This window comes from Proteiniphilum sp. UBA5384 (assembly GCF_002410825.1).
Classification (GTDB): domain Bacteria; phylum Bacteroidota; class Bacteroidia; order Bacteroidales; family Dysgonomonadaceae; genus Proteiniphilum.
This window is the reverse complement of record NZ_DHOS01000002.1, coordinates 178,816-202,214: the sequence shown is the minus strand read 5'-3', so window position 1 is coordinate 202,214 and position 23,399 is coordinate 178,816. Positions and strand designations below refer to the sequence as shown.

General features: G+C 46.2%; 16 protein-coding genes. 5 read left to right on the top strand and 11 right to left on the bottom strand.

Translation table 11 applies throughout. From position 1 onward, the window contains the following. Positions 1 to 9 precede the first annotated feature (9 nt). From B4G81_RS01845 to B4G81_RS01825, 5 genes are all read right to left on the bottom strand, one after another. Positions 10 to 1,140, bottom strand: coding sequence for a hypothetical protein (locus tag B4G81_RS01845; protein ID WP_294079487.1), 1,131 nt, complete (start codon positions 1,138 to 1,140; stop codon positions 10 to 12). 139 nt (positions 1,141 to 1,279) lie between these two features. Next, entirely contained in the window at positions 1,280 to 2,689 is a 1,410-nt protein-coding gene (locus B4G81_RS01840) for a transglycosylase SLT domain-containing protein (protein WP_294079485.1), read from the bottom strand. Between the two features lie 133 nt (positions 2,690 to 2,822). Then, entirely contained in the window at positions 2,823 to 4,151 is a 1,329-nt protein-coding gene (locus tag B4G81_RS01835) for an ammonium transporter (protein WP_294079483.1), read from the bottom strand. Between the two features lie 112 nt (positions 4,152 to 4,263). Further along, positions 4,264 to 4,614, bottom strand: a complete 351-nt coding sequence (locus tag B4G81_RS01830; protein ID WP_294079481.1) for a P-II family nitrogen regulator — start codon at positions 4,612 to 4,614, stop codon at positions 4,264 to 4,266. Between the two features lie 47 nt (positions 4,615 to 4,661). Beyond that, entirely contained in the window at positions 4,662 to 5,333 is a 672-nt protein-coding gene (locus B4G81_RS01825; RefSeq protein WP_294079477.1) for a hypothetical protein, read from the bottom strand. 434 nt (positions 5,334 to 5,767) lie between these two features. Here B4G81_RS01825 and B4G81_RS01820 point away from each other — a divergent pair, with 434 nt between their 5' ends. The 5 genes from B4G81_RS01820 to B4G81_RS01800 all read left to right on the top strand — a co-directional run bounded on the left by B4G81_RS01820 (position 5,768) and on the right by B4G81_RS01800 (position 13,967). Then, entirely contained in the window at positions 5,768 to 7,822 is a 2,055-nt protein-coding gene (locus B4G81_RS01820) for a ComEA family DNA-binding protein (protein ID WP_294079475.1), read from the top strand. A 45-nt stretch (positions 7,823 to 7,867) separates the two neighbouring features. After that, a complete protein-coding gene (locus B4G81_RS01815) occupies positions 7,868 to 9,745 on the top strand; it encodes an ABC-F family ATP-binding cassette domain-containing protein (protein WP_294079473.1) in 1,878 nt (625 codons plus the stop codon). A gap of 73 nt (positions 9,746 to 9,818) precedes the next feature. Continuing rightward, complete coding sequence (locus B4G81_RS01810; RefSeq protein ID WP_294079471.1) at positions 9,819 to 10,562, top strand: tRNA threonylcarbamoyladenosine dehydratase; 744 nt, start codon at positions 9,819 to 9,821, stop codon at positions 10,560 to 10,562. 325 nt (positions 10,563 to 10,887) lie between these two features. Continuing rightward, positions 10,888 to 12,681 (top strand): arginine--tRNA ligase, encoded by a 1,794-nt coding sequence (gene argS / locus B4G81_RS01805; RefSeq protein ID WP_294079470.1) that lies wholly within the window; start codon positions 10,888 to 10,890, stop codon positions 12,679 to 12,681. Positions 12,682 to 12,794: 113 nt separating this feature from the next. After that, positions 12,795 to 13,967: an acyloxyacyl hydrolase gene (locus B4G81_RS01800; protein WP_294079468.1), complete on the top strand. Its 1,173-nt coding sequence runs from the start codon at positions 12,795 to 12,797 to the stop codon at positions 13,965 to 13,967. Between the two features lie 14 nt (positions 13,968 to 13,981). Here the strand turns inward: B4G81_RS01800 and B4G81_RS01795 are convergent, their stop codons facing one another. The 6 genes from B4G81_RS01795 to B4G81_RS01770 form a co-directional block, all read right to left on the bottom strand. Then, the gene (locus B4G81_RS01795) at positions 13,982 to 16,255 is read right to left on the bottom strand and encodes an alpha/beta hydrolase family protein (RefSeq protein WP_294079466.1); all 2,274 of its coding nucleotides are present in this window, start codon (positions 16,253 to 16,255) and stop codon (positions 13,982 to 13,984) included. A 329-nt stretch (positions 16,256 to 16,584) separates the two neighbouring features. Further along, positions 16,585 to 16,662 (bottom strand): hypothetical protein, encoded by a 78-nt coding sequence (locus B4G81_RS01790; protein WP_294079562.1) that lies wholly within the window; start codon positions 16,660 to 16,662, stop codon positions 16,585 to 16,587. Positions 16,663 to 16,813: 151 nt separating this feature from the next. Continuing rightward, positions 16,814 to 19,159: a glycoside hydrolase family 3 N-terminal domain-containing protein gene (locus B4G81_RS01785; RefSeq protein WP_294079464.1), complete on the bottom strand. Its 2,346-nt coding sequence runs from the start codon at positions 19,157 to 19,159 to the stop codon at positions 16,814 to 16,816. A gap of 95 nt (positions 19,160 to 19,254) precedes the next feature. Then, positions 19,255 to 20,379, bottom strand: a complete 1,125-nt coding sequence (locus B4G81_RS01780) for a family 16 glycosylhydrolase (RefSeq protein WP_294079462.1) — start codon at positions 20,377 to 20,379, stop codon at positions 19,255 to 19,257. Between the two features lie 66 nt (positions 20,380 to 20,445). Next, complete coding sequence (locus tag B4G81_RS01775) at positions 20,446 to 21,825, bottom strand: hypothetical protein (protein ID WP_294079460.1); 1,380 nt, start codon at positions 21,823 to 21,825, stop codon at positions 20,446 to 20,448. Positions 21,826 to 21,853: 28 nt separating this feature from the next. Beyond that, positions 21,854 to 23,383: a RagB/SusD family nutrient uptake outer membrane protein gene (locus B4G81_RS01770; RefSeq protein WP_294079458.1), complete on the bottom strand. Its 1,530-nt coding sequence runs from the start codon at positions 23,381 to 23,383 to the stop codon at positions 21,854 to 21,856. Between the last annotated feature and the right edge of the window lie 16 nt (positions 23,384 to 23,399).

Below are 23,399 nucleotides of genomic sequence, written 5' to 3'. Positions count from 1 at the left end.
TCGTTCTCCCTATAAATTTTTAATAAACGCCCTACGTCTTTTATGTTGTTTGGTTTCCCATCCGTTCCACATGGAATGCACTTTATTGTTCATTTCCAGTTCGGGATTGCTCTCGGCATACTCAAAACCCAACCGGATACAAGCCGACATGAACTCATTGAACATCAACGCATTCAAACCTTTCCCCTGGTATTCGGGATCTACGGCGACCATCAGCAGGTCGAGCACATTGGTCCCTTTTCCTTTTAACGCCTGATAAAGATAATACCAGCCGGCAGGCATGAATTTACCTTTTGCTTTCTGTAACGCCTTGGCGATGCTGGGAAGCCCTATACCCACCCCCACCAGCTTATTGTCTTCCCTGCGGATTACCAACGTGAGGAATTCCAAACGCAGCATCGGGATATACATATCCACATAATAGTCAATTTGCCGATCGGTCAAGTCCACATATCCATACAAATCCTTATAGGCACGGTTGATCAGCCTGAAAATGTCTTTCGCGTAAGGCATCACATCTTTTTTAGTTTCAAGATGTATCACCTCTAGTCCGGAACGTTTCTTCACGATCTCCGAAGCACGTTGGAACCGTTCCGGTATCTCCTTGGGAATGGTAATAAGGAATTCCAGCCAGTCCTGATCTTTTGCATATCCCATCCTTTCCATGTGATCTACATAGTAGGGATAGTTATAAATGGTGGATAAGGTACTGAGTTGGTCGAATCCCTCTATCAGCATCCCCTCATGGTCGAGATCGGTAAAGCCGAGCGGACCGTGTATCTTTTCCATTCCACGGGAGCGCGCCCAACTTTCTGCCGCGCCGAAAAGGGCATCGACCACTTCATTGTCATCAATAAAATCGACAAAACCAAAACGGGCATTTCGTTCATTCCATCTCTCATTTGACTTGTGGTTAATGATTACACCGATGCGCCCTACAATACAGTCGTCACGATAAGCCAGGAAATAGTTGGCATCACAATGATCGAATGCCGGATTTTTATTTGCACTAAGCGTGGCTCTCTCATCGTAGATCAATGGCGGAACATAATACTCGTTCCCTTCATAGAGATCGATACCAAACTGGATGAACTTCCTCAAATCATCCTTTGTTCTGACTTTATTGATTATAACAGACATGACACTAATAATCTTTTTAATTCATTCAAGTTAGATATTTTCCCGGAAATATTTACCTTCTATCGCTTCTTTCCAACAAATAGGGGTCTGACTTTGCTGGCAAAGATAGTGATTTTTTTATTGAAAGTTCCACTGATTTTTATTCTTTCACTTTCGCCTTGTATATCTCCCAGCGATCCACTACCTCATGTACATAGTTGACTGTTTCATCGGCCCTGAAATAGCCATTTTTACAGACCGGGTCACTATAATATTGTTCCAGGCGTTTCAACTGGAGGAACCGCTCCACATTTCCTTCCCATATCTTGCTATCAGCGCCATACTTCTCAGCGAGGGCCTGGGCGTCAAACACATGACCGATACCTCCGTTATAGGCTGCCAGGGTCATTTTTATCCTTTCTGAAAAATCACCTACGGACCGGAATGAACGAAAAAGAGACCTCAGATATTCCGCCCCTGTGCGTATATTTTTTTCAGGATCCAGAAGTTGACTCTCCGCCAATCCCAGCGAAGCGGCAGTAGCCGGCATCAACCCCATCAGTCCGATAGCTCCCGCCCACGACTGTCCGTCGATATTGAAACTGGACTCCTGGTAAGAAACTGAGGCAAGTAAACGCCAGTCGATACCCGATTCCTTACCATACCGTTTAAAATAAGAGTCGTATGGTGAAATCACACCATGTCCTGAAATCTCCCTGAAGGAAGGCCTGCCGGAGTCGGAGTACCCTTTTGTCTCTTCAAAATAGCGTTTGATAATACGTAAGAAAGACGGTTCGGACGCGCTGTTCCTGATCCAGCTGTTCAACGAATCAGCCAAGAGAGGGGTATCTTTTCTTACCACCCACGACGAGCGCTGGTCGAAACTCACGGGTAGGTCCACATTCAGGTTCCTGAAATAAGTATGATTGAGCATCGCCAGGTCGTCATCAGCTACGGTATAGCTTATTTCTCCCCGGGAGACCATCCTGATAAGATCTTCTACCACGATCGTATCGCTGTCGATCGTATCTATCCGGACACCTCCTCCCATCTCATTATTCAGGTTGTTCATCCTGTCGAGGTATTTCGACTTATCAAGTACTGTCACCTGCTTACCGATCAGGCCGGTTACATCGGTCAGCACCGTGTCATTCCTCTCTGCCCTCTGGACGAGTATTTGGTGTGATATCTGCTGGAGTCCACAGTAAAGGACCGAATCCTTCAATGCGTTGGTGACCGGCATATTATAGGCGATCAGGTCGGCTTCCCCATCCTCCAGCATCTGCAGCATAGCGCCCATATTCCCTGCCACGATGATCTCGGGCACCAATCCGTGATGCTTGCAGAAATCGCGTATCACATCATAATGATAACCCATGGGTTGATCGCGATAAATGAAATAGGAAGTAGACGTGTTCAGGGTAAGGACACGTAATGTATCCGACTCGAGCATCTGTGGGAAATCGTATACATTCTCCCGGTTACTCCATTTTCCACATGACAGACACAGGATAGCGAGAAACAGCGAAAACAATATCATGCAACCCGAGTGGACAATTCTCATGATCATCGCTTCTTTTCATTAAGTTAAAATCGGGGGCAAATATAGTGAAAGCCGGAAGAAAAAACAAGCTTGCTTGAGTAAAAACAAGCCACCCCGATGGAGGCAGCTTGCAGTAAAAAGATGTCGGGACACAGCCTGTCTACTCATATGCAATTTCTCCATGCTCGGAGATATCAAGTCCTATAGACTCGTTTTCCGCACTCGCCCTGATACCGACGATAGCGTCTACAATCTTGAATAGTATCCACGTCATCACCGTACTGAATGCAATGGTAGCAGCAGTTGCCACCACCTGGATCCATAACTGGTGCCAATCACCATACAGAGCTCCCTGCGCCCCTCCATCGCCGGTGATCGCCCGGGTGGCAAAGATCCCTATCAGGACAGAACCTACAATACCCCCCATACCATGCACACCGAAAGCATCCAATGAATCATCATAACCGAATTTAGGTTTCAGATAAGCTACCATGAAGTAGCACACCAAACCGGCTGCTATCCCGATCACAAAAGCCCCTAGCACACCGGAAGAGCCGGCAGCAGGTGTGATGGCGACCAGACCGGCTATTACACCCGTACAAAAGCCTACTACCGTCGGTTTTTTATTGATAATCCAATCGAGCATGGCCCATGTCAATGCCGCCGCGGCCGCGGCTATGTTGGTAACCAGCAAAGCGCTTGCGGACAAGCCGTCCGCCGCCAGACCGCTCCCGCCATTAAAACCTAACCATCCCAGCCACAGTAATGCCGTGCCAATCATCACGAACGGCACGTTATGCGGAGTGATCGGGGCTGCTCCTTTCACATTCCAACCCTTTCTTTTTCCTATGAGGATGGCCATCACCAACGCCGATATACCGGCATTGATATGCACCACGGTACCACCGGCAAAATCGATGGCCCCCATTTCGCCTATCCAACCGCCTCCCCATACCCAGTGGGCCAGAGGGTTATAAACCACAAGTGCCCATAAGAGTGAAAAGAGCAGAAATCCGCTAAATTTGATGCGCTCGGCAAAAGCACCGACGATCAACGCAGGCGTAATCACCGCAAACATCCCTTGAAAAGAGACAAATAAGAGTTCGGGTATCCCATAACCGTCAAGCAGGCCATTGATTCCTATCCCTTGCAGGAATATTTTATCAAAACCACCGATAAAAGGATTCAACCCTCCTTCTACCGAAGTAAAGGCCAGGCTGTAGCCGACCGCAACCCATTCGACAATAATCGCGGCCGTCAGTATCAGACACTGCATCAACACACTCAACACGTTCTTGCGACGGACTAATCCCCCATAAAATAAAGCCAGTCCCGGGATAGTCATCATCATTACAAGTATAGTGGCTACTATGATCCATGCGGTATCTCCACCGTTCAGGACAGGAACCGCATTGTCCTGTGCAAAAGCAATGGCAGGCGTGACAAAGATTGCTAAAAATATCAGGATATATTTTACTGTATGTTTCATAATCTGTAAAAATTATTAGAGTTTATTTCGAATAAGATTTAGATACTTGATTATCAGTCATCTTATTCATTAGTCAATATAATATTTTATTTTTTGGGAAAATTCCCACATCCTATTGTTCCTTGTCGTACAACGACTCATCGCCACGATCACCTGTACGTATCCGGATGGATTGTTCGATGGCCGACACGAAAATCCGGCCATCACCACTTTCACCCGTATAGGCGGACTTCAGAATGGCATCTATTGATTTCTGCACGTTTACTTCCCTGACCACAAAAGAGAGGTAAATACGTTCAATGGCATTGACATCGTAGGCGATTCCCCTAAAAATAAGACCCTGTTTTGCCGTTCCCTGACCTTTCACCCCCCACCATGAGAGGAAATCGATGTCAGCCTCATGCAATGCAATCCGAACTTCGTCGAACTTCGATTTGCGAATAATAGCTTCAATTTTTTTCATATAATTAAAATTTAGATACAAGAACCAAGATACCTTGAGCCTGCTATTTAAAAACTCATACCGAAAACCAGAAAAACATCCCTTGTATCGGGATTCACTATCGCCTGAGTAAAGACGGGAAGTGAGAACGAACCGGTAACAGCTATTTCTTTACTGGCTTTTATGGATGCGTTGATCAATGCGAACCCGTCAGAATAAGCACCCTCCCAGGGAGTCGCTCCCACTATCAGGTCAATATTCACACCTTTCACGGGCACGGAATAACTAGCCTCAATATAAGTGGAATAATCATCGTCTCCGGCAAAATTGGTGTTCCATACCAACGACAGGGGGAATGATTCTCCCAATGAATAACCCAGTGTCCCCTCGAAAACATGGTCGGCATATTGGAAATAACCACGGTCTTCGCCGTCCGGAAGATTGCGGGGAAAGAAATAATCCGTCGCCAGCATTGAGAAATTACCAATCGAATAGCGGGCATACAGATCAAACTCCCGCCAGCTACTCTCGAAGCTTGTAGATCCCCATGCACCGACGGAGAAATTACCTGCTGAAAGTGAGATTCCGGGCTGAACGGCAGCCGGACCGCAATACTGCCCACGCCAGATATATGAACTCACAATGTCGGCCCCTGCCGATACACTTACTTCTTGTGCTCTGGACACACTTATGCCATCCGCCACTACATACAACACAATCAATAATCCAATTTTTTTCATACTTTTTAAATTCTAAATGAATAACCCACAATCTTTAATCTATTTGATATCCAAACCTGAAAACAATCAATCTTTTTGAAATGAAAAATGGATAAATAAAATCTTTTTGATACGTTGACGGCACAAAGATAATCAAAAAGATTATAAAACAAACAAATTTAAAACATTTTGATCTAAAATTAAGAAAAGACCCGCCATTAAGATACCGATTTATGCTTTTCTACAACAAATTGTCATATTACCAATTAATAATCAAATATTTAGGAATTTGAAAACAAATTGGTTATTTTTGTAGGAATGATGAAAATGTGCATTGAGGAGTGTAGGTGGTTACAAAACAGATGATAAAGACACCACCGGGATCGGGAAGTAAAAATTATCGGAAACGTTAAAATTAAATCAAATGAGAATGTTGCAACTAAAAATCGGGACAAATGAAAAACTATCTCTGCCTCCTTCTCTTTATTTTCTTTTTCATCTATACCGCCACCCTTCGGGCACAGCATGAAGACTGGCGGAAACTGGTGGAGCAATTGGCAGAGGAGGGGATGAATGAAGCAACCATTGAAAACATATATGAAGAGTTATTACAATTGGAGGATAACCCACTGAACCTGAATATGGTCACACGAGAACAGCTGGAAAACTTCCCATTGCTTTCCCTTAAGGAAGCAGATGCCATCTACCGTTTCCTAGAAAAAAACCGACCCCTGTATACTTTGTTTGAATTAAGGAATGTTCCTTTTATCAACATCAAAACGGTGGAAACGATCCTGCCCTTTTTTTACGTGGGCGAAGTAGAAGGAAAGAAGCTTCATCCACAGGCGGCCGATATCCTGAAAAAGGGGCGTCATGAACTGCAATTCCGCCTCGACAAAACAATGACACCCCGCGCCGGATATGGAAAGTTTCCCGATAGCGTCCTCGCACAGAAACCCAACAAGAAATATGCCGGAGAAGATTTTTATACTTCACTCCGTTATTCACTCCGTTACCGAAACAAGATACAAATGGGGTTCACAGCAGAAAAAGATGCAGGGGAACCACTGTTCAGGCCGGATTCGCTAAAGGGGTTTGACCATTATGGCATACACCTCATTATCAATGATATATGGAAACTAAAAACGGTATCCATAGGAGATTACCGTCTCTCTTTTGGACAGGGACTGGTATTGAATAACGATTTCATGATCAGTAAATCGTGGAGTACGGACAACCTTGCCCGTCGGACCCAGCAGCCAAAGCGACATTTTTCTACCGCTGAAAATGGCTTTTTCAGGGGAATCGCAACAGTAGCTGAACTGGGGGATTTTTTCTCCATCACCGCCTTTTATTCTAATAAAAAGATCGATGCCAACCTTTCCAACGAAGGGCATATCACCTCTTTCAAGGAAGACGGGCTGCATCGTACCCCGTTGGAAATTGAAAAGAAAAAAAATACCCGTGAACAGGTTACGGGTGCCAATGTCAACTTCCGAAAAGATCGCCTGCAAGTGGGTATCAGCGGGGTATATTATGCTTATAACAGAATGTATAACCCTACCCTACAGGATTATAACCTTTATTCGCTAAGAGGCTCTTCCCATTTCAATGTGGGCGTAGATTACTCGTACCAGTTTCCCGGATTGGTCTTTGCAGGAGAAACGGCTATCGCCGGAAACGGAGCGGTCGCTACATTGAACACCTTACAATACCGTTATTCCGGTAATTTGTCGTTTTCCCTGTTACACCGATACTATCCCATATCCTATAACGCACTGTATGCCAGGGTTTTCTCCGAGGGGAGCAGAGTGCAGAACGAAAATGGGCTGTATTTGGGTTCTACCTTCCGTCCTTTAGCAAAATTCTCGGTGACGGCCTATGTCGATTTTGTCCGGTTTCCATGGCCTAAATCGAATGTGAGCACTCCGTCGAATGCGGTGGATCTCTATTTTCTGGGAACCTATGCTTTCTCGCGCCAGTCGTCGCTGGAGGGGCGTTATAAATACAATCAAAAAGAAAAAAATGCCGCATGGCCCGACAAGAACAGCCGGTCAGTGCTCCCCTATGCCACCCACAAGTTCCGTCTACGGTACTCGCGGGATCTGCGTACTGGATGGAATTTCCGTACCACTGCAGATGTAGCGCACTACAAAGAGACGCACTTCTCTGCCGAAAACGGGTGGATGTTCTCGCAAAATATCGGCTACCGCGGTAAAGGAACATTCACGGGAGATGCCTATCTGGCATGGTTTCATGCCGATACTTACGCTGCACGGCTTTATTCTTACGAACGCAACCTGCTCAATACTTTCTATATGCCTTCGTTTTACGGTAAGGGTTACCGGCTGGCACTTTCCGTAAAATACGCGATCACGGCTCACCTCTCTTTCTCCGTCAAATTGGGACATACGCGCTATTTCAACCGGGACATTATCGGCAGCGGCACTGAACTAATAGAGGGAAACCACAGGACCGATCTTTTCAGTTATCTCAGGTGGGTATTTTAAGGCTGCGATTTTTTTTGTACTTTTGATCGCAAAATCAAATAAGACATGCCCAGCCCACTACTTCAGATCGATAAGCTGACCAAAAGTTTCGGAGACCTCCTGCTTTTCAGTGAACTTTCTTTCGGCATCGCCGAAGGTGAGAAAATAGGATTGATCGCCGCGAACGGCTCGGGCAAAACTACCCTGTTGAATATCCTGACCGGTAAGGAACCGTATGACAGCGGAAGGGTAGTGTTCCGCAACGATATCCGGCTGGCCTATCTGGAACAGTCGCCAGCTTTCACTCCCCAGGTGACAGTATTGGACGCCTGTTTCAGTACCGACAGCGAAACGGTGAAGCTGATTGCCCGTTACGAAGAGGTGATTGCTTCAGGCAACCACGCCCGGCTAGACGAATTGCTTGGACAGATGGACCTCCACAATGCATGGGACTATGAACAGCGGATCAAGCAGATATTGACCCAGCTAAAGATTACCGATTTTCAACAGAAGATGGGGGAACTCTCGGGTGGGCAGGCAAAGCGGGTGGCGCTGGCCAATGTATTGATCAGTGAGCCGGAGCTGCTGATCATGGACGAGCCTACCAACCATCTCGACATGGAAATGGTGGAGTGGCTCGAAGGTCATCTCACCCGCAACAACATCAGCCTGTTGATGGTCACACACGACCGTTATTTCCTCGACCGGGTCTGTAACCAGATTCTGGAAATCGATGAAAAACAACTTTTTTCTTATAAGGGCAATTACTCCTACTACCTGGAAAAAAGGGATGAACGGGTGATGGCACAAAATGCCGAGACCGACAAAGCCAGGAACCTGCTGAGGAAGGAACTGGACTGGATGCGTCGGCAACCACAGGCAAGGGGTACGAAAGCCAAGTCACGCATCGATGCGTTTTATTCGCTCGAAGAGAAGGCACAACAAAAGCAGCAGGAGCAGAGTATCCGTTTATCTGCCAAGGGGAGTTACATCGGGAAAAAGATATTCGAAGCAAAAGAAGTGAGCAAGCGGTTCAGCGACATCAGGATCACCGAGAAATTCAATTACACTTTCAGCCGGTATGAAAAGATGGGTATCGTGGGAAATAACGGTACCGGAAAATCCACCTTCGTGAAGATGCTACTGGGAATGGAGGCCCCCGACAGTGGGTATTTCGATATTGGAGAGACGGTCAATTTCGGCTATTACAGCCAGGATGGATTGCAATTCAACGAACAAACAAAAGTAATTGATGTGGTACAGGCGATTGCCGAGGTAATCGACCTGGGAGACGGGCACCACCTGACCGCATCCCAGTTCCTGCAGCACTTTCTCTTCCCGCCGGAGAAGCAGCATAATTATGTATACAAGCTGAGTGGAGGTGAAAAACGAAGACTCTATCTCTGCACCGTGCTGATCAAAAATCCCAATTTTCTGGTGCTGGATGAGCCGACCAACGACCTTGACATCCTCACGTTGAATATATTGGAAGAGTATCTTGCAGGCTTCAAGGGATGCCTGATCGTGGTGTCGCACGACCGCTATTTTATGGACAAGGTGGTGGACCACCTGCTGGTCTTCCACGGCAACGCCCAAATCCAGGATTTTCCGGGTAATTATACCCAATACCGCGATTGGAAATCGGTGAAGGAGAAAAAGGAGACTGAAGAGGCAAAGGCATACGTACCGCCACAAGAATCAACCTCCTACCGAAAAAAATCGGAAGAGAATAAAAAACTCACCTTCAAGGAAAAGCAGGAGTTTGCCTCGCTGGAGCAGGAAATTGAGCAGATGGAAACGGAAAAAGAACGAATTATCAATGAACTCTCCTCCGGCAACCTCTCCACAGAGGAGCTGATGACCAAATCTAACCGGCTGCCCACACTCATGGAACAAATAGACGAAAAAACAATGCGTTGGCTGGAATTGAGCGAACGCGAATAACTGCAATATTACAATATAGATGCATTCTTTGTTTGAGTAATTATATTACTTTTGTGCGCTATTTGAAAAAAGAATGGAGTACAACGAGTTATTTGCCCGTACGGAACTGTTGCTCGGCAAGGAAGCAATGCAGTCGCTCGCCGGGAAAAAGGTGATTCTTTTCGGTGTCGGCGGCGTCGGCAGTTGGTGCGCCGAGGGGTTAATCCGCAGTGGGATCATGCACCTGACAATGGTCGATTCCGACAGGGTGGCCGTTGCCAACATCAACCGGCAACTACCCGCCACTACCCAAACCATCGGCGAATTGAAAGTGGAAGTGTTGAAAAAACGGGTACAGGAAATCAATCCCCATGCCACCATCCACGCCATCCCGGAGATTTACAGTGAAGAATCGTCCGCTTCGTTTCATTTGGAACAATACGATTATGTGATTGATGCCATCGACTCACTCGGACATAAAGCACATCTGCTAACTACCGCCGCACAAAGCAATGCCATTGTCTTTTCCTCCATGGGAGCAGCCCTCAAAATAAACCCGCAACAGATAAAAGTCGCTGAATTCTGGAAAGTACGTGGTTGCAAACTGGCATCTGCTTTGCGTGAACGCATACGTAAAGGAAGCGGGTTGCATAAGCCTATCCTGTGCGTCTATAGCGAGGAACGGCTCTCCAACAAAGGAGAGGAAGCTCTACCCGATGCCAACGAGAATGGCAGTTTCCACAAGGCACAAACCAACGGCACCATGGTACAGGTAACTGCTGTATTCGGCTTCACCCTGTCGGGGCTGGTTATTCAGGATATTGTAAAAAACGCATAAGCGCGCACTATCTTCCTTTAAAGGCGGTCCAAGCGCCACTATGTTGTCATAGTATAGCGTTTATTTCCAACCTTGTAGAATCCCGATAATGGGACACTTCAGCATCATTGGCTCTTGCATACATCTTTCAATCGTGGTATACAAGTGATTCAAAAAGGAATCCACAATATTATTTGTAATAGAATCAGAGATAAAACATCTGAATTTTGCAATAAATGCAATTATAGAGACACTTTTGATGCTATCCCTGTTTAAGTTTACACTCCATTTTCCACAATTTGCAAAAATTTTCATACTTTTGTGTCTCTAAAACAGCAATTAAGATATGCAGATCGAGAATCATCTTCAGGAAATCATTATCCGTGCAATAAGAGAGCTTTACCATAGCGACATGGACACGTCGCAGATCACGCTTCAAAAAACAAAAAAGGAATTTAAGGGACACTATACACTGGTGACCTTCCCCCTATTAAAAATCTCCCGGAAAAAGCCGGAAGAAACGGCAGAAGAGATAGGTGCCTGGCTTGCGGAAAACGCCGGCATTGTCTCCGGATACAATGTAATCAAAGGTTTTCTGAACCTGGAGATCACATCGGGAGCATGGATCGGGTTACTCGAAGAGATAGATACACAGCCCGACTATGGTTTTACTCCTGCTACTGATGATGCCCCCCTTTATATGGTAGAATACTCCTCTCCCAATACCAATAAGCCTCTTCATCTGGGACATGTGCGGAATAACCTGTTGGGACATTCATTGTGTGAAGTACTTGTAGCCAATGGTAACCGGGTAGTAAAAACTAATATCGTCAACGACCGGGGTATCCATATATGTAAGTCGATGCTGGCATGGCAGAAGTGGGGGAACGGTGAAACACCCGAGTCCTCGGAGAAAAAAGGGGATCACCTGATCGGCGATTATTATGTGCTATTCGACAAAAAATACAAAGAAGAATTGGCGGCTTTACAGGGCAAAGGTCTGTCGAAAGAGGAAGCGGAAGAGCAGTCCCGATTGATGGCTGAAGCGCGTGAGATGCTACGGAAATGGGAGGCCGGCGACAAAGAGACCGTCGCCTTATGGAAGCGGATGAACGAATGGGTATATGCCGGGTTCGACGAGACATATCACCGTATGGGGGTTTCTTTCGATAAGATATATTACGAATCGCAAACCTACCTAGCAGGGAAAGAGGAGGTGCTGCGTGGCCTCGACGAAGGACTTTTCTACCGGAAAGAAGATGGATCGGTATGGGCCGACCTCACTCCCTACGGGCTGGATCATAAGTTACTATTACGTGCCGACGGCACCTCGGTCTATATGACCCAGGACATCGGCACTGCTAAGCTACGTTTCGACGATTATCCGATCAACACCATGATCTACGTGGTAGGAAATGAACAGAATTATCATTTCCAAGTGCTTTCAATCCTGCTTGATATGCTGGGTTTTGGGTTCGGAAAAGGGCTGGTACACTTTTCCTATGGCATGGTAGAACTTCCTGAAGGGAAAATGAAATCACGCGAAGGAACTGTAGTGGATGCCGATGACCTGATGACGGAGATGGTGGAAACCGCCCGTGAAACATCAAGGGAACTCGGTAAGCTGGAGGGTATCCCTACTGACGAAGCCGATAAGATTGCGGAAATGGTTGGCATGGGTGCCCTCAAATACTTTATCCTGAAGGTGGATCCGAAGAAGAATATGACTTTCAACCCAAAGGAATCTATCGATTTCAACGGGAATACGGGACCATTTATACAATATACACACGCCCGTATCCAATCAGTCCTGCGTAAGGCCGCCGAGCAGGGCATTGCCATTCCGGAAAAACCGGATTATACCCTTCTCCTTGCTGAAAAAGAAGAGGGATTGGTACAACTCCTTGCCGAATTCGATGCTGTTGTAAAACAGGCAGGTGCCGAATACAATGTCTCCCTTATCGGGAACTATGTCTATGACCTTGCAAAAGAGTTCAACCAGTTCTACCATGATTTTCCTATCCTTCGTGAGGAGAACACCTCCTTACGTGATTTCCGTTTGTTATTATCAAAAAATATCGCTCTTACCATAAAAAAAGGAATGGGACTATTCGGTATAGAGGTACCCGAAAGGATGTGAGATGCAGGATGCAGGATATAAAATTTACCATATTAGGGGGCATGTACAAAATAGTAATTAGCAGAGGTACGTTGTTATTCTTCTTTTTGTTCTTTGCGACGATACACAATGTGATGTCACAGATTCGTATCGATTCGGTCACCAAAAACCGGAGAACACTTATCCATAGGCTGGAGATAGAGGAACGACCGGGCTATATTATTCGTACCAATGACTTTCTGAGGGGGGTAAACGAACAATCCCGACCAATCAAATATACCCGTTCCACCCATCTCAAATACTCCTTCCAGTTTCATCCCGATAGCCGTACCGGCCAAATATACCGGGGGGCGTACCAGGGGATCGGCCTTGCCTATTATAGTTTCGGTAATTCCCGCGAGATAGGCGATCCCAAAGCGATTTATCTGTTTCAAGGCTCCACCCTTTTCAATATAGGCCGTCAATTGTCGTTCGACTACGAATGGAACTTCGGTATTTCTACGGGCTGGCATCCCTACGATTATTATAATAATTCCTATAACGGGATGGTCGGATCGAAAGTCAATGCCTATATGAATATGAATTTTTATTTCAGACAGTACCTTTCCCGTCATTTCGACCTGATTTATGGGATTACCCTTACCCATTTCTCCAACGGAAACACCAAATTCCCGAATGCAGGGTTGAATACTGCAGATGCGAAAGTGGGGATCAGCTATAATATCAACCGGCAACAGAACTCCCTTACAAACGGCCTGCGCAATGTCACTTATACACGTGATTTTCCCCACCACGTCAATTATGATATAGTTTTGTTCGGTTCCTGGCGGCGCAAAGGAGTTTTCTTCAACAATGAGCAAATGGCTTCACCCGATAAGTACACCGTACTGGGATTTAACTTCAACCCTATGTACAACCTGGGGTACAGGCTGCGGGTGGGAGCATCGCTCGACGGTGTGTATGACAGCAGTGCCAATGTATATACCGAAGATTATATCATCGGGATGGGAGAAGATAACCCCGGCTATACATTCTATAAACCCGCACTGAATAAACAGTTGGCATTGGGACTCTCTGCACGGGCCGAATACGTAATGCCCTTTTTTGACTTAGGGGTGGGTATCGGCGCCAATGTCATTCATCGTGGGGGCGACCTGAAAGGGTTATACCAAATACTGGCGCTAAAAATAAAAGTTTCACGCCACTCATTTATACATATAGGATACAACCTGCAGAATTTCGATACGCCGAATTACCTGATGTTAGGTTTCGGCATACGGTTGAATAACAAATCTCCACAGCATTGAATTAGCTGCTTTTTCTATTTCAAATATTTCGCCAGAAATCCCAGCATAGTACTATAAAAGTCCATACGGTTCTCTTCCCGATAGAAGCCATGCCCTTCGTTATATTTCACCATATAGGGAATTTCGAGTCCTTTCGCACGCAGTGCCGTCACAATCTGGTCCGACTCGTTGATATTCACACGCGGATCGTTGGCTCCCTGCACCACATAGACCGGTTTGGTGATCTTATCGATCTGGTAGACCGGTGAAGCCTCACGGGCTATAACCTTCTCTTCGGGATTATCCAGGTCGTACCATATCTGTTTCACCATCTCAGTGAGTGGTTTCCAGTACTCGGGAAATGATGAAAAGAAAGTCTCGATATTGGATACACCCACATAATCTACTCCGCAGGTATACAGGTCGGGGGTTTTCACAAGCCCCATCAGGGTAGCATAACCGCCATGGCTACCGCCATAAATCGCAATTTTGCCTTCGTCTGCCCACCCCTGGGCGATAGCGTAGCGCACACCGTCTTCCACGTCGTCCATCACTTTCCGGCCGATCTGTTTGAATCCGGCACGCAGGAATTCCTTGCCATATCCGCCGGAGATACGGAAGTTCACCTGCAGGGTGGCATAGCCACGACTGGCGAACAACTGTGTTTCAGGATTAAAACCCCATGAATCACGGATTCCCTGAGGACCGCCATGAGGATTCACCACCATAGGCACTTTTTTGCCTTGTAGCGCTTCTTTCGGGAGGGTGATATAGCCATGGATCGTCAACCCGTCACGGCTCGTAAAGGTGATAGGACGCATTTCCGCCATATCCTCTTCCTTCAGTTGCGGCATCAGGTCGTACAGCAGGCTAAACTGTTTTGTTTTTACATCATACTCGTAATAAGTCCCATAAAGCTTATCGCTCTGGAGGATGATCAGGAAGGTATTTTCGTCATCATCATAATCGGCAATACCATAAATCTTTCCGGGGAAGTTCTTTTTCACTCCGGTATCGATCTCCTTGTAGAGGTCGCTCACCGGGATAATCTCCGATTTTTCACCTTCATAACTGAAATAATCGATCTCCCAATTCCGTTTACGGGAAAGGCTCATACCGGACACATCATACTGGGGATTCGAAAAAATCTCTTTGATTTCACGGTTATTCTTCAAATCATAGAGAACGATGCGGACTTTATCTCCATCGAGATTAGTCACTACATAGGCATCGTCGGGATCGGGTGTATTGTAATTAAAAGCCACGATTCCGAAACTGTCGTCCCAGTTGGTCTTTTTCTTCAATTCGAATTCCCCCGTTTCCCTATTTTTATAATAGAACTCCATCTCCACTCCGTTTACCATCCTGGTGTATCCGCGCAAATTCCCTTCTTTATCAAAATCATACCCCTGGATAGGGTTGGCCACGTCAGTGTTTTCATAGAGTTTCTCCAGTTCTCCCGTTACCACGTTCAGTTTATACGGTTCGAATATCTGTGGATTATCTTTGTTCATCGATATGATGATATAATCTTTCTGATCTTTCAGGATAGAAATAATACCTGCCCTCACATTTTCAAAGGGAGTGAGGTCACGTGGATTTGCGCCATCGATATTTGCTGCATAAATATGATAATTCTCATTTCCACCGTTATCCATCACATAAAACAACCGCTCGTCGTTGATCCATCCGTACCCTTTGATGGGTTCTTCTTTTTCCTCAATGGCACGGATCACCTCCCCGGAGGCAATATTTTTGATATAGACATGATTCTTAAGACCATCTTTTTCCTTGTATGACAGATATTTGCCATTGGGTGAGAGCTGGAAAGCGGACGCATTCGGACGTACAAAATAATCGGCTACACTATATTTATAATTTCCCTTGTCAAGGCCGGCTAGTCTACCCAACTCCTCTTCGCTCGTCACCAGATCAGGATTACCCGGCAATTTGCTTTCAAAACGCTGCAGGATCAATGGAAGAGACGTCCCCGCCTGTTCGTAATTTCCCGTAATAGTGTCATCCCCCAGCTCCCCATTATAAACGATTTGTAGTGCTGTCACCCCCAGCTTCACCTCATTACCCGATAGTTTAATCACATCCACCGGTATGCCGCCAGCCCCCTGCGTTGGCACATCCAACGTCCCTGATAAATTCCCGTCTTCTCCAGCAAAATGGAAGATCAACTCCAGATTTATTCCTTGCACCGATAAAGTGCCTTTCCAATCCCCTGCAATAGTTTGTGCATTCAAATTCATAATTGTTACAATTGCGGCAATCAAAACACCCGTTTTTTTTATTATGTTCATGCGATTATATATTTAGATATAAAAATCAGAGCAAAAAGCCAGAAATCAGGGTTTTTAAAATTGAGTATCCCGGAACGTTTCCTCCGTTCAAAAAATGGGATGAAACAGTTGGACTTAATTTTGTTTCTTCAGAGACCCAAAACTGTTTAGAATCAATTTTTATTCTGTGGATCAATAATCCGAAACAAATATAACAAAATGTATTTAAAATTTTATTTTCAAACCGGCTTAATTCGAACGCTTTCCTGACATTTTCGGATATCTGCTTCAACACAGTATTGAGCATTGCTTCCGGAGATAATATATACAAGTGCTTTTTACACTGATAATCAGCAAATTCCTAAAAGAAGGGGTGACCTTGATTTTTTTCGATTTTTCCACACATTGAAAAAAGTATCCTGCACAATATCTTCACAGGTTTCAGGCGAAGCGATATAGCGCTGTGCAAAAACGCACTCTCTGCCATTTTATATGGACAGGTATCCGGATCTTTATTCAACCGCCGCAGGAAAATTTTTATTGTATGTCTATGATTTCTGGTTTAGAACATCAATTATTTCATTTATTGGGAGTATCCCAAATACGGGTCTTCATACAATTAACCATCGCAATCTGATCGCCCGCCTGCAGTTTAAACTCGCCCGCCTCAAGTGTCCATATGCCATTCTCATTGACAAAGGCAAGATCGTCGGCTGCCAGCTGTAATGTCACTGTCTTAGTTTCACCCGGCTCGAGCGATATCTTTTCAAATGCGCACAGACGGCGTACATCAGGTGAAAGTGAAGCCACCATATCACTGCTGAAAAGTAATACTGATTCCTTACCGGCTACGGCTCCACCATTTTTCACATCCACGGTAACGGTTAGCAGATCGCCCGACACAAAATCGGGCTTATCAACCGTCAAATTGCCGTACTCAAAGGTGGTGTAACTCAATCCAAATCCGAAGGGATACTGTACCGATGTCTGTGCCCCATAATCATAAGCACCTTCCATTTTACCATCGATATTCTGTCCCGGTTTATGGTCGTAGGTGATTAACCCCTGCTCGAATTTCGGGTAGGTATACGGCAATTTCCCACTCGGGTTGACATCTCCGGCGAGGATATCGGCCAGCGCATCTCCCCCGAAATTGCCCGGCAGGTAGAGTTGGAGCACAGCTTTAGATCCCGGTTCTATTTTGCGGATCAGGCGCGGTCGTCCTTCATTCAGGACCAGTATCACCGGTTTCCCTATTTTCTGCAATGCCAACGCAAGGGCGGTCTGGTTTTCCGACAGGGAGAGTTCATCTAGGTTACCCGGCGTTTCGCAATAGGAGTTCTCGCCCACGCACAACACAATATAATCGACACCGGCAGCGGCAGTTACAGCTTTCCCGATCTCAGGGGTATTTTCCTCATAGTACTGCCCATCCATCTTATAAGTAATACCCGGTTCATATCTCACATTCGTTGCACCGAATTTATTCTGCAACGCTTCGTAGATGGTGTTGTAGTCCTGTGCGAACTCTTCGGTCTTTTCCCCCTGCCACGAGTAACTCCATCCACCGTTGAGGGTACGCATTGAGTGCGCATTCGGCCCTGTCACCAGGATACGGGCGTTGACCGGCAGCGGAAGGATATTATTCTCATTTTTCAACAAGGTGATCGCCTCATCCGCAGCTGCTTTCGCCATAGCTTCACTCTCATTGCTACCAAAGTCAGGATATTCGGAACGCGACCAGTAGGGACGTTCAAAAAGCCCCAAACGGAATTTTAACCGCAATACCCTCCGTACTGCATCATCGATCCGCGCCATCGGGACTTCACCTTCATTCACCAATTCCACTAAAACAGGACAAAATGTAAGGTTATAGGGTTCCATTACCAAGTCGATGCCGGCATTGATCGCCGCTTTCACCGCCCCTTTATAGTCGACGGCGATCCGGTCGCGGGAGAGCAGATTCTGCACATCGGCCCAGTCGGTCACAATCACACCGTCAAAAGCGAGATCCTCTTTCACCCATTCGGTCAACAACCTATAATCAGCATGGGTAGATACACCGTTGATAATACCCGAGTTGACCATCAGCGACAGTGCTCCCCCTTCTACGATAGAAGTACGGAAAGGTTCAAAATATTTCTCGCGTAACTCACTTTCGGAGATAAGCGCCGGAGTACGGTCCTTGCCGGATACAGGAACACCATAACCCATATAATGCTTAGTACAGGCGGCAATATGATGACTTCCTACATTATTACGATCCTCACCCTGAAATCCCAGTGTAGAGGCTAGACCCATCCGGGCATTGAGATAGGCATCCTCTCCGTAACTCTCCCACTGGCGCGACCAGCGGGCATCCCTTCCCAGGTCCATCGTAGGTGCAAAAGTCCAGGGGATATTGCTGGCCCGGGCTTCATACGCTGTAATACGTGAGCCCTCCTTCATCAAGTCAGTATTAAATGAAGCGGCCATCCCAACACCCTGGGGAAAGAGAGTGGAACCTGCGGTATAGGTAGTCCCATGAATCGCATCTATACCATACAACACCGGAATACCGGTCTCCGCCAATGCCCTTCCCTGTATGGCACGAATTATGTTTTCCCATACTTCGGTAGTACGGGCTCTATTATTGGCAGTATTCAGGATCGATCCCACCTTATATTTGCCAATTACCGTATCGAGCATAGCAGGATCGATTTCAAAAGGCTCATCGCTGAAATAAAGATTCCCTCCTTTCCCGATCACATCGAGAGTGAATTGCGCCATCTGCCCCACCTTCTCCTCCAGCGTCATTTTCGCCATGATACTGTCGATCTTTTTCTCGATACCGGCATCCAGCCCCAAGCCGGATCCTTTCTTATTTCCCCCGTTACAGGCAACCAACAGGAGTACTGACACGAGTACAAAACTGATTCTTTTCATTCGATTATTATGATTAATGTGAGACTACTGAGATTGAATGGCACAATGATTTAATAATTAATTTAATTGGCATATTGAACCATTGGCACATTCATTTAATTCTTCTGAAACACCCTCACGTAATCAATCTCATACGTTGCCGGCAATTTGGTTTCATCCACATCCTGTGTTCCATTTCCACCCCAGTCGCCTCCCCAGGCGAGGTTGAGTTTCAGGTAGAACGGCGCATTGAAAGGCCAGGTATCTTTATTTCCTTTTTTATCATTATCGAAACGAAAATATTCCTCACCGTCCACAAATCCCTTTATATAGTCAGATGTCCATTCCACCGCATAGACATGGAATTCGGTTTCGGCATTGGTTATTTTTTTTGTACCGGTCTTTTGTGTGCCGATAGAGTGATAATATGCCTTGCAATGGATGGAAGAGTGCACTACGTTAGGGTCAAACCCTACATATTCCATGATATCGATCTCGCCATCATCGGGCCAATTATTGAAATTTTTGGGCATCATCCAAAAGGCAGGCCAGGTACCTTTACCACCCGGTACTTTCAGGCGGGCTTCGAAATAGCCATAGGTCCAACTTTCATTGGTATTGACGCGTGCTGAAATAACCTTGTCCCCCTGCTTCCGTGCCACAATCTTAAGCGTACCATCGTAGACAGAGGCCACCGTATCGGTACCCGAAAATCCACCGACGTAAGTCTGCAATTCATTGTTCACTGCACCCTGCGCCAAGTTTTCATACCACCATTCCTCGGTATTCAACAACGGTGCTCTTCCGTCCGACAACCGGGATTCGTTAAATTCTTCCTGCCAGACCAAGCTATAACCGGGAGGTGTAGGTATATCAACCGGCTGCACAAGCCCTTCTTGGGTAACTATGTATGGTTGTGAAAATTTGCCCGATGTAAAAGTCAGCGTGGCAATTCGCGGCTGTCCCGATGAATTCTTTTCGACCGAAACCTTCACCACGGTATTTCCGGCAACTCCCCCTGAGGGAGAAACTTTGCACCAACCCTGACCCGATGAAATACCCCATTCGGCGTTTGCATTTACAGTAATATTTTCAGTACCTGCCGAAGCGGACAAATCTAACATCTCGGGTGAAACCGTAATGGTTACATTGGATGGTGTTGGCTCCGGCTCGTTGCCGCTGTCTCCACAACCGAGCAAAACCAATAGCGGAATCAATAGTATACCAGTCATTCTATTCATTGTTTTTTTAATAAAATACCCGGATAGCGGGTTTTATCAATAACTACCCGGGTATTGGTTTATCCATTAGTCTACTTTTTTCAGACGGTATTTCCACGAAATCCCTTCACCCGTCGATGAGAGTTCCATCATGGTAGTCGTCATCTTTGTGATCTTATACTTCGGATTATCGTAGACATCATCCGAAGGCATATAAGAGAATAGGGTTTTGGGTGGGAGTTTCAAGTAATGAACTCCTGCTTCTTCCACAAGTTCATAAGTTGCCGTCTGCGGTTCTACCGGGACTAAATAGTCCTCTTCATCATCCAGATAAAGCTCGTGGTGGAACGAACAATTCATATTCACATATATTTCACCACCTTCACCCGGATCAAACAGATACGAGCCATCTGCTCCAAAAGTCATCATGTCATCATACAAGCCCCAGTCTTTTTTCTCATTGGGTGCGGCACTCCACCAGCCTGTAGGATTGTCCGAAGTTTCACCACAACCAAAGTGTCCCTGGGTAGTGGGTTCCCATGTCCATTTTCCCACGATACCTGTAGTGTATTCACCGGCATCCAGGGTACGTCCTTCATCGAAAGCATCCCGATCGGGCACTACGGTGCCGTCGTCGTTGGCATGATCTTTCAATACGATATCTTCTATTCTCACCTCGGTATCAGCCACATTGTTTCCAAAGTCGAATACCAGTTTTATAGCCGCCATGTCGATACCCGGCATATCACTCATCCAAAAACACTTGGGCTGGTTTGCTTCCAGTTCGATTTTCTCTTGAAAGAAGAAAGAATCGTCACTGGCGGCATCCGTCAGTTTAACCGTCACACCCGGATGATCCTTCGTGGAGGTCAGGATCACCGAGAAGTCATAGTTCGTGGCGGCATTGGCGCTTATGTTTGTCTTCATCATCATTTGTGCTTGCCAGGTATCGCTTGTGGCAGTCGGCAAAGTGACAGTATAGGCGGTACCGCTCAACGAGTAGGCGGGATCATCAATTGGTTCCCAACCCGGCGCATAATAGAATGTAGGATCATCTACCGTGGCGCTTTTCCAAAGGTTGTATTCCGAATCGTACACAAATCCACCGAAACCGGTTATCAACGATTTCTCGATATGGAATGTCTTGGTAACCGATCCGTCGCTTATCCCGTTACGGTTGGATACTTTCATTTCGACAGTATAATCACCCGCTTTGGGGAATATCCTTTGAAAGTCATTTTCGGCAGCATACTTATCATCTTCAAAAATCCAGACCGGACTGTACCCGGGCTTATCCAATTTGAATGTAACTGTATTGGTTTCCTCGTCCACCGTGATCACGATGGCATCTTCCAATCCCGAAACAAGAGGAATCGCGTCAGGATCCAACCGGTCGTACTCTTCAGGTGAGCATGCTCCCAGCACAAACAGGAGCAACAGGGGAAGTATTACATATATTTTTTTCATACGATTAAAATATTTATTTTCAATTTTTTTAATTCCATTGACCCACTTGTTTCAATTCAAAATCGGTATTTTTGGTTTTATCGATTTCCGACTGGGGAATAGGAATATGCTTCATCCATTCGGAAAAAGTACGCGTAGCGTTATATTCCTCATTCACTTCGGTGAGCACCTGTGTGGCATCACCCCAGCGCACCAGATCCCAGAAACGCATGCCTTCACCCAGAAATTCGCGCCTGCGCTCCAACTTTATGTTTTGGGCAGTGGCGGGGATTGAAGCTGCTTTTCCGAAAGCCCGATAACGGATTTTGTCCAGGCAATCCTGTGCTGTTATGCCGTCCACCGGCGACTGCCCGCTTAGGGTAACCAGTTCGGCATAGTTCAGTAATGTTTCGGCATACCGGAAAAGACGCAGGTTGTTGGCGTAGTTCAGGTCCTGGTCTCCCGGAGGAGGATTGTACCCTTCGCGCGCTGCATATTTGCGCATGAACAGGCCGGTATCCTGAAAGCGGGAAGTATACACAACACCACTCCAATCGTTGATGGAACCGTCGCGCCGGGTATCTCCCGGTTCGTACATGGCATAGGCTTCCGGGCGTACCGGACCAAAACTCCATCCCTCCTTGAATATTTTGTCGGGGTCTTTTAATCCGTTCGGCGAGATAAAGGCCGGGAGGTTGGTCCCATACCCTTGCCATCCGCTGTCCCATCTCTTGCCTTCGGGCAACTGGTTGCTTTCGAAAATGGATTCTTTACAAAATTCATTTTCATCGAGCCACATCGCGTCGAAATCCTCAAACAGGTCGTACTGCCCACTTTTTATGATCGCCGCCATATCCTTGGTTATTTCCGGATACCTGGCGGTATCTTTCTGGTAAAGTACCACCCGTGCTTTCAGCATCAGTACGGCTGCCCTGTTTACCCTGCCGATCACCGTGCTTTTCATCGGGAGATATCCTTCGGTAGCAGCAAAATCGATATCCGCCATGATCTTCTGATAAATCTCGTCGGCATCGAGCTGTGCTGCCATAAACGGAGATTTGTTCAATGGTTCTTCAAAATAGGGAATATTGCCCCAGAATTTCCAAAGCAGGTGCACATAATAGGCACGCAGGAAATGTGCCTCCGCCCTGTATTGGTTCAGTTGGCTCTCAGCCACACCTGTCACGTTTTCACAGGCCAACAACACATTGTTGGTACGGGCCAACCCGGTGAAATAAATACTCCAAAGCCCACCCAATGTTTCCCTGCTGTTAGAATTGAACGTAGCCAGAAGATACAATGGGCGCTGATCACCGGGATTTTCCCCGCCTTTATAGATATCATCCGAACGCAGGTCGGACATCAGCAACACGCTGTTATAATTCTGGTTGGCATAACTGTCGAACAGTAAGATCTGGTAAGCCGACGCCAGGTTGGCAAGGATTACCTCTTCGGTAGCCTCATCACCGGCCAATTTCTTTTCGGTGGAACCGGCCGTCAAAAAATCATCGCCGCATGAGGTCATCAAGATAAACCCCATAAGGATTATAAACGGCATTAAAAATATATATTTTTTCATTTTACTCTGATTTATA

Coding starts and splice junctions, on each gene's coding strand:
- B4G81_RS01845 (WP_294079487.1), bottom strand. CDS start 1,140: ATGTCTGTTATAATCAATAAAGTCAGAACAAAGGATGATTTGAGGAAG.
- B4G81_RS01840 (WP_294079485.1), bottom strand. CDS start 2,689: ATGATCATGAGAATTGTCCACTCGGGTTGCATGATATTGTTTTCGCTG.
- B4G81_RS01835 (WP_294079483.1), bottom strand. CDS start 4,151: ATGAAACATACAGTAAAATATATCCTGATATTTTTAGCAATCTTTGTC.
- B4G81_RS01830 (WP_294079481.1), bottom strand. CDS start 4,614: ATGAAAAAAATTGAAGCTATTATTCGCAAATCGAAGTTCGACGAAGTT.
- B4G81_RS01825 (WP_294079477.1), bottom strand. CDS start 5,333: ATGAAAAAAATTGGATTATTGATTGTGTTGTATGTAGTGGCGGATGGC.
- B4G81_RS01820 (WP_294079475.1), top strand. CDS start 5,768: ATGAAAAACTATCTCTGCCTCCTTCTCTTTATTTTCTTTTTCATCTAT.
- B4G81_RS01815 (WP_294079473.1), top strand. CDS start 7,868: ATGCCCAGCCCACTACTTCAGATCGATAAGCTGACCAAAAGTTTCGGA.
- B4G81_RS01810 (WP_294079471.1), top strand. CDS start 9,819: ATGGAGTACAACGAGTTATTTGCCCGTACGGAACTGTTGCTCGGCAAG.
- argS (WP_294079470.1), top strand. CDS start 10,888: ATGCAGATCGAGAATCATCTTCAGGAAATCATTATCCGTGCAATAAGA.
- B4G81_RS01800 (WP_294079468.1), top strand. CDS start 12,795: ATGTCACAGATTCGTATCGATTCGGTCACCAAAAACCGGAGAACACTT.
- B4G81_RS01795 (WP_294079466.1), bottom strand. CDS start 16,255: ATGAACATAATAAAAAAAACGGGTGTTTTGATTGCCGCAATTGTAACA.
- B4G81_RS01785 (WP_294079464.1), bottom strand. CDS start 19,159: ATGAAAAGAATCAGTTTTGTACTCGTGTCAGTACTCCTGTTGGTTGCC.
- B4G81_RS01780 (WP_294079462.1), bottom strand. CDS start 20,379: ATGAATAGAATGACTGGTATACTATTGATTCCGCTATTGGTTTTGCTC.
- B4G81_RS01775 (WP_294079460.1), bottom strand. CDS start 21,825: ATGAAAAAAATATATGTAATACTTCCCCTGTTGCTCCTGTTTGTGCTG.
- B4G81_RS01770 (WP_294079458.1), bottom strand. CDS start 23,383: ATGAAAAAATATATATTTTTAATGCCGTTTATAATCCTTATGGGGTTT.